Source organism: Microbacterium horticulturae, assembly GCF_029094505.1.
Classification (GTDB): Bacteria; Actinomycetota; Actinomycetes; order Actinomycetales; family Microbacteriaceae; genus Microbacterium; species Microbacterium horticulturae.
Genome location: NZ_CP119108.1, coordinates 1,264,472 through 1,277,585, shown reverse-complemented (window position 1 = coordinate 1,277,585; position 13,114 = coordinate 1,264,472). Strand labels below are relative to the sequence as shown.

14 protein-coding genes are annotated in these 13,114 nt (G+C 66.9%); 8 read left to right on the top strand and 6 right to left on the bottom strand.

All coding sequences use genetic code 11. From position 1 onward, the window contains the following. Nucleotides 1–6 precede the first annotated feature (6 nt). On the bottom strand, nt 7–1,071 hold the full coding sequence (locus PU630_RS05980) for an FUSC family protein (RefSeq protein WP_275279419.1): 1,065 nt from the start codon (nt 1,069–1,071) through the stop codon (nt 7–9). Continuing rightward, nucleotides 1,068–2,165, bottom strand: a complete 1,098-nt coding sequence (locus tag PU630_RS05975) for a glutamate--cysteine ligase (protein WP_275279418.1) — start codon at nt 2,163–2,165, stop codon at nt 1,068–1,070. The genes PU630_RS05980 and PU630_RS05975 overlap by 4 nt, the downstream gene beginning before the upstream one ends. A gap of 88 nt (nt 2,166–2,253) precedes the next feature. Between PU630_RS05975 and PU630_RS05970 the strand changes: the two genes are divergently transcribed. After that, on the top strand, nt 2,254–3,060 hold the full coding sequence (locus PU630_RS05970; protein WP_275279417.1) for a class II glutamine amidotransferase: 807 nt from the start codon (nt 2,254–2,256) through the stop codon (nt 3,058–3,060). 54 nt (nt 3,061–3,114) lie between these two features. On the opposite strand, the gene PU630_RS05965 is transcribed toward PU630_RS05970, so the two are convergent. From PU630_RS05965 to PU630_RS05950, 4 genes are all read right to left on the bottom strand, one after another. Next, a complete protein-coding gene (locus tag PU630_RS05965) occupies nt 3,115–3,927 on the bottom strand; it encodes a Cof-type HAD-IIB family hydrolase (protein ID WP_275279416.1) in 813 nt (270 codons plus the stop codon). Continuing rightward, nucleotides 3,924–4,514, bottom strand: a complete 591-nt coding sequence (locus PU630_RS05960; RefSeq protein WP_275279415.1) for a cysteine hydrolase family protein — start codon at nt 4,512–4,514, stop codon at nt 3,924–3,926. Before PU630_RS05960 ends, PU630_RS05965 begins: the two co-directional genes overlap by 4 nt. Nucleotides 4,515–4,798: 284 nt before the next feature. Next, a complete protein-coding gene (locus PU630_RS05955) occupies nt 4,799–5,578 on the bottom strand; it encodes an IclR family transcriptional regulator (protein ID WP_275279414.1) in 780 nt (259 codons plus the stop codon). A gap of 110 nt (nt 5,579–5,688) precedes the next feature. Further along, entirely contained in the window at nt 5,689–6,882 is a 1,194-nt protein-coding gene (locus PU630_RS05950) for an MFS transporter (RefSeq protein WP_275279413.1), read from the bottom strand. A 73-nt stretch (nt 6,883–6,955) separates the two neighbouring features. On the opposite strand from PU630_RS05950, the gene PU630_RS05945 reads away from it, so the two are divergent. From PU630_RS05945 to PU630_RS05915, 7 genes are all read left to right on the top strand, one after another. Further along, complete coding sequence (locus tag PU630_RS05945) at nt 6,956–7,909, top strand: beta-ketoacyl-ACP synthase 3 (protein WP_275279412.1); 954 nt, start codon at nt 6,956–6,958, stop codon at nt 7,907–7,909. A gap of 64 nt (nt 7,910–7,973) precedes the next feature. Next, nucleotides 7,974–8,249, top strand: coding sequence for a hypothetical protein (locus PU630_RS05940; RefSeq protein WP_275279410.1), 276 nt, complete (start codon nt 7,974–7,976; stop codon nt 8,247–8,249). 181 nt (nt 8,250–8,430) lie between these two features. Beyond that, a complete protein-coding gene (locus PU630_RS05935) occupies nt 8,431–8,637 on the top strand; it encodes a hypothetical protein (RefSeq protein ID WP_275279409.1) in 207 nt (68 codons plus the stop codon). Nucleotides 8,638–8,979: 342 nt separating this feature from the next. Next, nucleotides 8,980–10,179 carry a hypothetical protein gene (locus PU630_RS05930; RefSeq protein ID WP_275279407.1) on the top strand — a complete coding sequence of 400 codons (1,200 nt, stop codon included), beginning with the start codon at nt 8,980–8,982 and terminating at the stop codon, nt 10,177–10,179. An 86-nt stretch (nt 10,180–10,265) separates the two neighbouring features. Continuing rightward, nucleotides 10,266–10,901 (top strand): GNAT family N-acetyltransferase, encoded by a 636-nt coding sequence (locus tag PU630_RS05925; protein WP_275279406.1) that lies wholly within the window; start codon nt 10,266–10,268, stop codon nt 10,899–10,901. A 98-nt stretch (nt 10,902–10,999) separates the two neighbouring features. Then, a complete protein-coding gene (locus tag PU630_RS05920; RefSeq protein WP_275279405.1) occupies nt 11,000–11,833 on the top strand; it encodes a hypothetical protein in 834 nt (277 codons plus the stop codon). Between the two features lie 89 nt (nt 11,834–11,922). Next, nucleotides 11,923–13,089, top strand: a complete 1,167-nt coding sequence (locus PU630_RS05915; RefSeq protein WP_275279404.1) for a tyrosine-type recombinase/integrase — start codon at nt 11,923–11,925, stop codon at nt 13,087–13,089. Nucleotides 13,090–13,114 lie beyond the last annotated feature (25 nt).

Here is a 13,114-nt window from a genome sequence, read left to right as displayed (position 1 = left end):
CGACCACTACGCGTCGGCTTCGTCGGGCGCGACCCGGGCGTCGATGCTCTGCTGGATGGTGCGCAGCGCGAAGACGATGGTGCCGAGTCCCGATTCGGCCTCGGCCCGGTCGAAGGCCTGCTGTGCCACGCGGCCCGCGTCACGCGAGCGGGTGCGTGCCTCGTCGAGGTGCTCGCCCGAGTCCCAGGCCCGCAGGTAGTCGGCGACCGCCGCGAAAGCGTCGTGCAGCGGATCGACGGCCTCCGGAGGGATCTTCACCGAGACCGGGCGGTCCCAGATGGCTCCGCTCAGGGCATCGACGATGTCCGCAACGCGCGCGCCCACCTGTCGCAGCGCCTCGACATCCGCGTAGTCATTGCGGGCATCGGCGCGGCGCCAGAGCGTGCGGGGGTTCGCTCTGCCGCTCTCCCGCGCTTCGTCGACGAGATCACGCGTCGCATCGACGGCCATACGCAGCTGCCGGGAGTCGTCGAGCCAGTCGTCGCGATCGGGCGGCCATTCGGCGATCATCACGTCGGCGAGCCCGTCGATGCGATCGGCGACGTCGTGGCGCAGCCTGGAGATGCGGGCCCGTGCGGAGGCGAACGTCAGAGGCGGAACGAAGACGATGTTCACGATCGTTCCGACCGCCAGACCCAGCCCGAACTGCACGACGTACGACAGGCCGTACGACTCCGGATTGTCGGCCCCCAGGATGACGACGAACAGCCCGGCGACCGCCACGTATGCGCGGCCCTCGCCGAGCATGCGCGCACCGGCCACGATGACACCGATGCCGGCGGCGAGCGGCGCACGCACGAACCAGGGCAGCCCTATGGAGATGAGGCCCCACCCGATGAGCACGCCCAGCGCGATGCCGATCACCATCTCGACGCTGCTGCGGATCGATGCGAACACCGTCGGGGCGACCCCCAGCAGCGCGCCGAGGGGTGCGTAATAGGCGTAGTCGTCGAGCGTGCCGGGCAGGAGCACGCCCAGAAGCCACGCCGCCAGCACGGCGGCCGCCGCTTTGAGCCCGAGGAGCAGCCGAAGACCGGTGATCATCGCGCGCAGATCGGTGCGCGGGCTCATTCTTCCTGCTCGGCCGTCACCCGGGCCAGGTACGCCACGACGTCGCTGAGCTGCCCGGTCTTCTCGAACACGGCCCGCTGCCGGTCTGCCCCGGTGCCTCGCGCGAACAGGCGCTCCACGCCGGCGACGACGGTCTCGTGGTCACCGGAGGCCTGCAGCGCCGGTTCGATCCAGCCGAGGAAGGCGTCCACCACTTCTCGCGCCGGCCGCGGGCGCATATCGGGGTCGAGGAGGTTCTCCGACAGTCCGTACCGGCCGGCCTGCCAGGCGGCGAGCCGGATGAGGGATGTCGCGGGTGCGGCCGGCGGACCGCCGGACCGCCAGTCCCGCGCCGCGGTCTCGACCATGGCGCGGCACAGAGCTGCGATGAGCACGCTGTCGCGCACATCGGCGCAGACATCCGCGACCCGGATCTCGACGGTCGGGTACCGATGCGACAGGCGCGCGTCGAAATAGACCATGCCCTCGTCGAGCATCACGCCCGAGCGCAGCATCCCCTGCACCAGGTCGTCGTAGGCGTCCGCCGTGCCGAACACGTCTTGCGGGCCGGCGGTCGGCCAGCGCAGCATCGCCTGCGAGCGGTAGCTGGCGTAGCCGCTGTCGCGGCCCCGCCAGAAGGGCGAGTTGCCGCTGAGCGCGATGAGCAGGGGTGTGACGGCGCGGATCCGGTCCAGCACCGCCACCCCCTCTTCGTGCGAGTCGATCGACACGTGCACGTGGCACGCGCAGGTGAGCGCCTCGCTCGTGGTCAGTCCGAAGTGCTCGACCATGCGCTGGTAGCGGGAGTGCGGCACCACGCGGGGTTCGACCGGCAGCAACGAGGCGCCGGACGCGATCACCTTCACGCCGGCCCGACGCGCGGCGCCGATCGCCGTACGCCGCCACGACCGCAACTCTTCGGCGAGCGCCGACATGTCTGCGGTGGGGGCCGTGTCGGTCTCGATCATCTGCTGCTGAAGCTCGTGCTCGAGGGCTCCCTCGTCGGGAGCGCCGCTCGCATCGGCGCTCGCGATCGCCTGGGCCGCAACGCCGCGTGGCACCCCGGTCTCGGCGTCGACGAGCAGCAGCTCTTCTTCTACTCCGACAGTGCGCATGTCAATAGGGTGGCAGTCAAGGCCCTGTCCTGCCGCGGGGGTTGGCGCGAGGCTTCGGACACGATATAAGGACGGGAGATGCCACCCCATGTGCCGACTGTTCGGCTATGTGTCCGAGAAGCCCACCGCGGTCGTCGACGAGCTCGGGGCCGAAGCGTTCCAGGAGTTCACGGCCCTCACACGGGTGCACGGCGACGGCTGGGGCATGGCCTGGCGCGACGCCGACGGCACCACCAGATGTGCACGATCGCCGCTGTCGGCCGATGACGATCCCGATTACGCGCGACTCGCGGCCCAGCCGCTGGGTGCCGCCGGGTTCGTGCACCTCCGCTGGGCCACCGGCGACCTCGCGGTCACGCCCGAGAACACCCACCCGTTCGTGGACGGCGATTTCGCCTTCGCTCACAACGGGCACATCTCGCCGATCGACCGATTGGAAGGGATGCTGACGCCGGCCTCGCGCCGGCGGCTGAAGGGGTCGACCGACAGCGAGCGCTACTTCCAGCTCGTGGTGCAGTGCATCGAGCACGCCGGCGACGAAGCCGCCGGCGTCACCACGGCGTTGCGGCTTCTGATGGAGGAGTTCCCCAACAGCAGCCTCAATGCGCTTCTGCTGACGGCGACACGTCTGTTCGCCGTCCATGTGAACAGCCGCGCGGATTCGCCCCAGGCGGGCCTGCGCGCGCTCTTCGAGTCGCCGGGGGCCATTCCCTTCCGGCACGAGAACGAGTACTACGCGATGGATCGGCGGATCACGACGTCGTGCGTGCAGGTCATCTCGAGCGGTCTGGACACGACGGGGTGGACGGCGATCGACGGCGACACCGCCGCGTCGATCGATCTGCGTACCCGAGCCGTGACCCGGCTTGAGCTGGTACCCGGCTCTCGCGCGTGAGCGCGTTCATCTTGGGCGGGTACCGGGACAGGCACCGTAGCGGATATAGCGGGTTCACAGCGCGAGCAGGTGCCGCAGCACCGTGAGCACTCCCCCGTCTTCGTTCGAAGGCGCGAGGTAGCGCGCCGCTGCCCGGATGTCGGGGTGCGCGTTGGCCATAGCGAACGACAGCTCGCCCGCATCGAGCATCTCGAGGTCGTTCAGATAGTCGCCGAACACCGCGGTCTGCGCCGGCGAGATGCCGAAGGCCTCTTGCATGGCCCGCACCGCGCGGCCCTTGTTCGCCTCGGTGCTCATCACGTCGACCCAGTTCGTGTTCGATACGACCACCTGATGGTCGGCTTCGAACCTCGCGAAGACCTCGGGCGCCACGACGGCCGCATCGTCGAAGGTGTAGACCGCAAGCTTGAGCACCTCGTCGTCGACCGTGTGCAGATCGTCGAGCGTCTGCCGGGCGACGTAGTACTTCTCGACCTGCTCGACGAACGCGGCGTCGGTGCGCTCGATGTACGCGCTGTCGCGCCCGCAGACGACGAGTCCGAGATCGTGGTCGGTCTCGCGCACCGCGTCGATGACGCCGTCGACCGTCTTCTGATCCACGTCGATCGTGGAGACGACGCGGCCTTCGTGCACGACGATCGTGCCGTTCTCGGCGATGTAGGTGTCGGCGCCCGGGAACATCTTCGCCAACGTCGCATACTGGCGCCCGCTCGCCGGGGCGAAGTCCACGCTGCGGTCGTGCAACTGCCGCAGGAGCGGCCAGAATTCCGCGGGCACGTCGCCCGTGGCATCCAGCAGCGTGCCGTCCATGTCACAGACGACCAGCCGCACGTCGGCGTTGGTCGGGGCGTCGATCCAACCGGTCACGGCTTCTCCTCGCGCATGGAAGCCGCGACCACGTCGGCGGTGGCGGCCACCTGTGCGAAGCCGCCGCCGGCGAGGTTGACGGCGGTGATGCGGATGAGCGTCTCGGCGTCGGCGGACTCGCCCGCACCGGTGAGCGGGAACGTGGTCGTCGCGTCGAGCGGCACGACGACCCGGTAGCCGAGGTTGCCCCCCATGCGCGCGGTCGTCTCCACACACATATTGGTCTGGATGCCGCACACCACGATGGTGTCGATGCCACGCTCGCGCAGCCAACCGTCAAGGTCCGGCGTCCCGAGGAACGCGGAGTTGACCGTCTTCGTGATCAGCACCGCCGGGTCGACCGCGGCGATCTCGTCGAAGAAGGCGTTGCCCGCGGCATCCCTCCGCAACGGCGATGACGGCTTGTCGCTGTCGTGCCGCACGACCACGACCGGCCGCCGCGCGCTCTCGAACGCGTCGACCAGCGCACGCACCCGTGTGCGGCAGCCGTCGAGGTCGACAGGAACGCCCCACGACGGGTCGGTGAAGCCCTGCTGCATGTCGATGACGACGAGGGCGGTGGTCTCGGGCAGGTCCTGAAGAGGCATGGTCCCATCCTCGTCTGAACGACCGCGCCACCGCACATTCGCGCATTCGCGCCCGAGGCGCCGTACGGAGCTGGGGACTCCGGTCCGGCGCCTCGTGCGGATGGACGACCTCGGCGACGGCAACCCCCCGGGTGCCGTCTGCTGTCCAACGGGCGGGCGAGACGCAAAGCACTGGGGATGCTGGTCGCATCACGCCGCCTGCCGGACAGTTCACCGACGGTGTGCCACCACGATAGAAGGGCGCTCGCCGCGCCGACACCCGCAGGATTTCAGATGGTGAAGCGTTAGAGTGGCTGCCCGCTGAGGCCCTCGGCGCCCAGCCGCAGCGACAGACGGTTCGCGATCGCACGCAGCTGACTGGCGATCGCGGCGGTGTCGGGTGTCGGCCCGTCGGTCGGGAGCGAGACGGCGAGGGATGCCGTGATCCCGGGTGCCTGCACGGGAACCGCCAGGCACGTGTATCCGATCGCGTATTCCTGTTCATCGCGCACCGCGGGTGCCGGGCGCTCCAGCTGCTGCAGCAGCAGCCGGCGATCGCGGATCGTGTAGGGCGTGAGCTCTTCGAGCACGTGTCGCGACAGATAGTCACGGCGCTCTTCGGGGGTGAGCTCGGCGAGGATCTGCTTGCCGAGCGCCGTCGCGTGGGCGCTCGAGTGCAGACCGACCCACAGCTCGACCCGCGGGCTCGACTCGGCGTCGAGGATGTCGACGAGGTTCACCTCGCCGTCGGAGTACCGCGACAGGTACGCGGTGGCGCCCACGCCGTCGGCCACATCGTGCAGAGACTCGCGCACGCGCGCGAGGAAGACCCCGGACGCGCTGACGTTGCTCATCGCCGGGAACCTCTCGCCCAGCACGAGCCCGTCAGGCTCGGCAGCCAGATATTCCTCGCGCAGCAGGGTGCGCACCAGGTTGTACGTGGTGCCCAGCGTGAGCCCCGAATCCTGCGCGAGGGCCTTCGGGGTGACCGGTCGTGGCGCGTTCGCGACGATGTCGACCAGTCGCAGTGCGCGTTGGACCGATGCGATGAGCGTCTCGCCGCTCGCCTGGACCTCCGCGACCATCGTCGTTCCCTTCCTGAAGACAGAATAGGGCGACGACGGCCGAACAGCCGGGAGCGCGCGGTCGTGAGCGTCTGGGGTCGCTGGGCGTCGGCGGGTTCTGAGCCGCCCCGTCACCGACGCGGCGGGCGCCCCGTCAGCACGCCCGCGAACACGATCGCGACGATGCCCGCTATCGGCACGACGAGCAGCCCCGTGCGCAGCCCCGCGTGGTCGGCGATCAGCCCGACGAACGGCGGCGAGAGCAAGAAGCCGAGCCGCAGCAGCCACGACACGAGGGTCAGACCCGCGCCGTGTCGCAGCCCCGGCAGCGCGTCGGCGGCCTGCAGCGCGGCGGGGATCAGCGTCGCGGTGCCGAACCCGGCGATCGCGAAGCCGATGATCGTGCCCGGCACGGTCGGAAAGGCGAGTGCCTGCCCCATGCCTACGGCGATGAGCAAGCCGCCGACGCGGGCGACGGCGCGCTGGCCGAATCGGTCGACGAAGCGATCGCCGATCATGCGCCCCACGAACTGCGCGCCGACGAGAGCGATGTACCCGGTCGCGGCGAGCGCGGCGGGTGCCGCCAGCGAGGTGGAGAGGTAGAGGGTCGCCCACGACATCCCCGCGTCCTCGACCACGGCACCGGCGATCGCGATGAGGGTGAGCGCCGCGATCGCGACGATCGTGGTGATCGGGATGCCGCGGGCCGGCGCTTCTGCGGGCTCGACCCGGGCTGCGGCATCCCTCTCCCCTGTCTCATCGCGACCGGGCAGACAAAGCCTGCGGGCGACGAGTGCGACCACGCAGAAGAGCACCGCCGAGATGGAGAGGTGGATGCCGAGCGGCACGTGCAGCGCGATGGCACCGGCCGCCATCGACCCGCCGATCACGGCGCCGACCGACCAGATGGCATGGAACGAGTTGATGATCGAGCGGCCGTAGCCGCGCTGCACGCGCAGGCTGTGGGCGTTCTGGCCGACGTCGGTGATGGCGTCGGCCGCACCGCCGACGAACAGGCCGAGCGCGAACAGAATGCCGCTCGGCGCGATCCCCGCGCCGAGCAGACACAGGCTCGTGATGAGGGTGCCGATGACGGCGACCCGCGCTGACCCGAACCGGCGGATGAGTGCGGCGGCCGCGAGTCCCGCCGTGATGGCCCCTGCGGGGAAGGCGGCGACGGCGAGGCCGTAGGTCGTGGCATCCATCCCCAGCACCGATTTGATCTCGGGGTACCGCGGCAGGATGTTCGCGAACAGCGCGCCGTTGGTGAGGAACAGCATCGCCACCCCGACCCGGGCACGGCGAAGGGCGGGCGCGGGGGGCATGAGAACGAGCCTATGCGGCGTCACGGCGCGCGGATGCCCCCGCGGGCATGAACGGCGCAGTAGCGTGTGGCCCATGAAGGATCTTCAGCGCCGTGGATCGCGGCTTATCGGTTTCGGTCATTTTCAGCCCGAGCGGGTGCTGACCAACGACGAGCTCTCGACGATGGTCGAGACCAGCGACGAGTGGATCCGGGAACGGACCGGCATTCGCGAGAGGCACATCGCAGGCCCCGATGACAGCGTGTTCTCGATGGCCGCGGCGGCCGGTCGCGGCGCGCTGGATGACGCGACAGTGTCGCGCGTCGATCTCGTGGTGGTGGCATCCACCACCGCCACCGACCGCAGCCCGAACACTGCCGGTCGCGTGGTCGCCGAGCTCGGCCTCGACGGCGCCGCGGCGATCGATGTGAGTACGGCGTGCTCGGGGTTCGAGTACGCGCTCGGGGTGGCCGATCAGGCCGTGCGCGCGGGTTCTGCCGACGCGGCGCTCGTGATCGGGTCGGAGACGCTCAGCGCCATCACCGACTGGACCGACCGGTCGACGTGCGTGCTGACCGCGGACGGCGCGGGCGCCGTGGTCATCGAGGCCTCTGACGAGCCCGGGATCTCGCCGGTGGTATGGGGCACGGTGCCGGGGCTGACCGAGGCGGTGAAGGTGAGCGGCGATCCGCAGCGCTTCTCGCAGGACGGCCGGCAGATCCTGCGGTGGGCGCTGAAGGATGCCACGGGCATCGCCCAGCGGATCCTCGAGGTCGCGGGCGTCACGCTGGACGAGATCGACGTGTTCGCGTTCCATCAGGCGAACCTGCGCATCATCGAGCCGCTGGCCCGGTCGCTCGGGGTCACGGAGCGGCAGATCGTGATCCACGACGTCGAGGTGTCGGGCAACACGTCGGCGGCGTCGGTGCCGCTGGGGTTGTCGAAGGCGTGGCATCGCAGCGAGCTGCCGCGCGGCGGGCGCGCGCTGCTGTTCGGGTTCGGCGGCGGGTTCGCCTATGCCGGGCAGGTTGTGGAGCTGCCGCGGTAGAGGCTTCGGCGACGCACGAGGCCCTTGAGTAGCTCGGACATCACCACGCCCCATCGGGACCAGGTTGAGCACTCCTCTCGACACCCGCATCGACGCCGACACCACCGTCGACGAGTACCCGGACTTTCCCTCCGAGGGCATCCACGGCGTGCACGTGGAGTGCCAGCTCGACGCTCCGTTCAAGACCACCTGGTGCGGCATCGCCGTCGAAGACTCCGGGTACGCGGGCGACTCCGCGGGTGCCTCGGCGACCGCGTGCCCGGCCTGCAACGCGGCGAAGAAGTGCCCCGTGTGCGGGGTCGTGATGCTGTACACGGTCACGGAGCTGTTGCGCGCGTAGAGCGCTGCCGTCACTTGCTGTTCGGCCGCGGGCATCGGCGCTCAATGCGTCCGTATCGAACGCCTCATCGTCGAGGATCCCGTCGTCACTGGCATCGTTCGCCCCTACAAGTAGATCAACCCGATCTTCAAACGGCGATCCGGCGGGAACTCTTCCTGCAGAAGGCAGCATCACCAACAACGTGGTGATCGATGCCGACCCGAACTACTTCACCTTCATTCGCAAGAAAGAACTGGGCGACCTCGAAGGAATCGGCGTCCTTCGATTTGCGGGGCGACCTACAGACAGCGGCGCGGCCTTCGGGGTCGACTTCACCGTCACCTATGAGGACGCTAATGGTGACCGGTGCTCCGACCACGTGCCCGCCAAGTTCGGGTTCAGCTTCTAGGCGACCGAGTCCTCGTGAGCGTCGCTGCGACCGAACCGGGAGCCAGACCCTACCCTTGCCGGGTAAGGGCACGAGTTCATCGTTCAGTCCCTGCAGGAGAGCGGCTCCCCGCGCGATGCCTTTAGATCTTTCACAGCACTTGTCGTCGTGCTCCAAGCACGCCGAAGCGTGCTGGACTCGACGAATGGAAGCAGGCCGCAGGGGACCCAAAGACAACCCCGAGAATCGACGAGCTCTCGCCTTGTCTGCCCTGACTCGTATACAGCTCGACCGGAGAGCCCCGACAAAGAAGCATGGGGACGATTAGTGTTCGAGGTTAGATTGAAACTCTCCCGTCCAGCTGTGTACCTCGATCAATGGGTATGGATTCGACTCGCTCGCGCGAACGTCGGACGCCCCCAGCACAAAGAGGATCAGCGAGTACTGGAAGCGGTACGCGCCGCTGCCGCGAAGGGGATCCTCTTTCCGCTGTCAGCGACCCACTATGCGGAGACCGGGCGCATCTTGGACTGGCGACAGCGCAAGGACCTCACCGATGTGGTCGCGCCGATCTCGCTCATGCAAACGATCCGGGCGCAGCCCGTGCTCATGCGACATCAGTTCCTGGTTGCGCTTCACGAGACACTCGGACGCCCCGCATTCTGCCCACCGCGACCCGAGGTCCTCGGCGTTGGCGTCCATTGGGGGTTCAGCGGTGTGCAGGCCTTCTTCAAAGTCGTGAACAATGAAGGGCAGGTGATCGATGTCGACAGGAAGCGCCTACGGCATTTCAACGAGTACGCCGAGGCTGCAGTGTTCACCGGGCCTTTGCCCAACGATCTACCGGGTCTCTTTGATCTCGGATACGTCGCCCCTCGCGACCTCGAGAACCGTCCCGGTAGTCGCGTCGAGTACGAGCAGTGGCTCTCAGAGCAGCTCGGTGACCGCAGTCTCGACGCGGACGATCTGCGCGCCCTAGTGATGGCGCGCGAGATCCATCACGAGTACACCGACCTGCTCAACGGCATCTTTGCCGAGTACCGGCTTACGCTGTCGATGATCACGGGCAGCAGCACCGGCATGGCGAGCCGAGCGAAAGCTGTGGCGTTCATGGAACGTGTTCCTACAGCTCGGATCTCCGCGGACATGAAAGCATTGCTCTTCCGGAACAAGGGACGGAGCTGGTCTTGGAACATGCTTCGAGATATCGACGCGCTCAGCCTTGCCATCCCCTACTGTCATGTAATCGTCACAGACAAAGACGCAGCCGACCTCCTACGCCGCACTGGCGCTGGCATACGACACGACACGAACATTGTCGCAAAGCTCCACAGCATTCCTGAGCTCCTTGATGACCTCACGTCGAGTGTGGGCAATGTCGCGAGCAAGACAGGCTGGGACGAGATCGGCCCCAGTGACGGCGAATATCACCTCCAGATACCTGAGCCGCTGCCGTACGACGACCGATTAGCTGGCGCCTCGATGCGATTGGTCGATGCTTCGGGGCGGGCCCTCGTCATGCCGAACTCCGGTACCAAGTCTGTGCGTCAGAGGCATAACTAGCTAGCCAGGTAGTTCGATCCCGACACCACGACATTGCGCACTACGCTGACGTCAGCACGCCGTCATCACCGAACTGAGATCGAACCATGCCGAAGAGCAACGAATCAGCTTCCCCGCACCCCCGAATCGCAGTGAATCTCAACGACATCCAGATTCGCTACTCCAGCGAAGGAGTCCTTGCGGGTGCGCACGATGGAGACTACGAGAACACCGTCACGCCCTGGTGGGCCGAGCTAAGTCTCGCTGACTATCCAGATGATGGCGACGAACATACGGTGACTTCAATCGGCTCTATCCGCGGCTTCCTGGTAGATCTGGACTCCGATACCAGCGCATACGAAGCCCTCGACGCACTCGAGGCAGACCTCGGAGCCGTGGGTACTGCCTTGTTCCAGGATGACGGCATCGTTGAGCGAACGGAGATCTTCCCATCACACGCGATCATCATCGATCGCGTGTGGATCGATCCGAAGTATCGCGGACAACGGCTGGGACCACGAGCAGTGGCGACAGCCATTCGATTCCTCGGGCGGGGACGAATCACCGTCGCCGCTTTGATCGCGCAGCCAGACGGATGGCACAAGATGAGGGGCCGCGCACTACATGACAACCGTCAGAAGGTCCGCCAAGCGTGGGAAAGCATCGGGTTCGCACTATTTGACAACGAGGTGCTGTGGCTGGACGCCACCGACTATGACGAAGAGGACTACTTCACCGACTGATCTAACCCCCTACGACCGTCCGACCCATTCGCTGTAGGTATCGCGGCGCGACGAGGTGCCTGTAGCAACGCTTCGCCGTTGACGGGTAGTGTGTACCCATGACACATCACCCCACCCTCAAAGCAACCCTCACCCTGCGCCATGCCATCGAAGTGAAGAGCATCGATGAGGCCTCCACCCTTGCTGCCAGCGCGGATGCGGAAGACACGGACCACCTCTACGGATACATCTCCGAGCGCGGTCGAGTGCTCGCATGGACATCGCCCGCTGGTGAGCACCTTCTCTATGAGGGCGCGATCCGGGTGGCGGATGACTACGAGTGGACACCCATCGGCACACCGCGCATCTACCGCTTCGACACGACCGACAGGGCAGAGATCCATGGTGACGCTCTCCGCCTCTTCCTCTCACAGAGTCTCAACAATGGCGGTGTGAGGCGATCCGGCGGCTGGCGAGACCGGATCGTCGCGCTCGTCCCAGAGGAGGTAGGCGCCAAAGAGTCAAAGATCATCCGGACACTAGCAGATGGTGGAATCGAGGCAACCCACACCTACAACGTGCTCGACGCCTATACGAAATACGCCGAATGGGTGAACGCTCTCGCGGCCGAGTTCGGCGGTACCGACGAGAAGCTGGAAGCACACATCGAGACGCCGGACATCGCGCCGTTCTCCCCGATCGTTGCGGGCATTGCACAGGCATGGCTGTTGCGTGAGGCTGCGGACGCCGCTCTTGAGCAGACGCGCGCCTCTCTGAAGTTCAGTCTCGCGGGGTTCACTCGTCTACTCGAGCTCGCCGGAAACGATTCTCGTGGGTCCGTTGCCGAGCTCGCTCGCTCGCTGCAAACTGATCGCCCAAACCTCACACGCATGATCAAGACGGCCGAGAAGGATGCGCGGATTGCAGAGATCCTGGATTCTCTCCCCCGCTGACTTGCAGACGCTCAACCATCAGGACGATCGGGTGAGCGTGCGATACGCCCATCCGATCGCGTCTCCGCGGGAGCATTGAGTTCGCAGGGATGTGGGAGATCCTCAATCGGATGACTGTTCATCATCCTGCTTTTCCACCGCACGGAGTGCCCCTCCACCTCGACACCCTCCGCCGCGGTTCCCGGATCCGCGCTCGGGTCCGCTGGACCGACCCGTCCTCAAGACAGCGCAGAAGTCGCTCTGTCACGGTAGATGATGACGTCGCCGCCCAGGAGTTCTTCGAACTCATGCGCACAAGTTCGAGCCGAAGCATCGATCCGCTCCTCACTCTGAGCGACTACGCGCATTCGATCGGCGATCGATTCCTTCGCGGTGTCGATCCGACATCGACCGCAGACGGATACCGAGCCGGCCTCCGCCTCAGGGTTCTCCCCGCGCTCGGCCACATCCGCCTTCGCGACATCACCACGGGGCTGGTTGACCGAGCCATCGACAGCCGGGAGACGGTCCATTCCCGCTCCACGCTCAAGAACACGATCGCCGCGCCGACGCGGGTGCTCGATGAAGCGGTGCGCGATGATCTCATCGCTCGCAATCCTGTGCGTGACCGTGCTGACAGGCGCTACCGCACGAACCTGGAGCTTCCACGCACGAAGCTGATTCCAGGTCCCAATGATGTCGCGCGAATCGCTGAGGCCTGCGAACGGATCCACATAAGCTACGGCGACCACGTCATGCTCAGCGCGTTTCTGGCCGCACGCAGCTCGGAAGTGGGCGGGCTCCTCGTTGGCCACGTCGACTGGGCGAGCAATGTCGTCACGATCGAACGGCAGTGCTTCCCCGGGGCCGGCGGCCTGAGCATCAAACCCCCGAAAGGTCGTCGCGCCCGCCGCGTGCCGATCATCGAACCGCTCGAGCCCGTGCTGCGCGGGCTCACAACGCGACGGTCGCGCAACCTGCCACTGTTGCGAGGGCCGCGTGGCGGTGTCATCACCACGGCAGCATTACGTGACGCAACCGGCTGGGACGAGCTGGTTGCATCGTTGGGGTTGCCAGGCTTGCGCCGTCACGACCTCCGACACGCGGGTGCAACCTGGTTCGCGAACGCCGGCGTCCCGATTCACGTCGTGAGCGACATCCTCGGGCATGCATCGGTCGAGACGACGCGTGCGTACCTTCACACTGACAACACAGCGTTGCAAAATGCTGCGGCACGAATGAACGAGCACCTTCGGGAGTCCGCGATGAGCGCCTAGAAACGCCTGAACCCCTTGACCATGT

Bases quoted from the DNA above. Each gene is read 5' to 3' on its own strand.
- PU630_RS05980 (WP_275279419.1), bottom strand. From the start codon at position 1,071: ATGAGCCCGCGCACCGATCTGCGCGCGATGATCACCGGTCTTCGGCTG.
- PU630_RS05920 (WP_275279405.1), top strand. From the start codon at position 11,000: ATGACACATCACCCCACCCTCAAAGCAACCCTCACCCTGCGCCATGCC.
- PU630_RS05915 (WP_275279404.1), top strand. From the start codon at position 11,923: ATGTGGGAGATCCTCAATCGGATGACTGTTCATCATCCTGCTTTTCCA.
- PU630_RS05950 (WP_275279413.1), bottom strand. From the start codon at position 6,882: ATGCCCCCCGCGCCCGCCCTTCGCCGTGCCCGGGTCGGGGTGGCGATG.
- PU630_RS05960 (WP_275279415.1), bottom strand. From the start codon at position 4,514: ATGCCTCTTCAGGACCTGCCCGAGACCACCGCCCTCGTCGTCATCGAC.
- PU630_RS05925 (WP_275279406.1), top strand. From the start codon at position 10,266: ATGCCGAAGAGCAACGAATCAGCTTCCCCGCACCCCCGAATCGCAGTG.
- PU630_RS05955 (WP_275279414.1), bottom strand. From the start codon at position 5,578: ATGGTCGCGGAGGTCCAGGCGAGCGGCGAGACGCTCATCGCATCGGTC.
- PU630_RS05975 (WP_275279418.1), bottom strand. From the start codon at position 2,165: ATGCGCACTGTCGGAGTAGAAGAAGAGCTGCTGCTCGTCGACGCCGAG.
- PU630_RS05970 (WP_275279417.1), top strand. From the start codon at position 2,254: ATGTGCCGACTGTTCGGCTATGTGTCCGAGAAGCCCACCGCGGTCGTC.
- PU630_RS05945 (WP_275279412.1), top strand. From the start codon at position 6,956: ATGAAGGATCTTCAGCGCCGTGGATCGCGGCTTATCGGTTTCGGTCAT.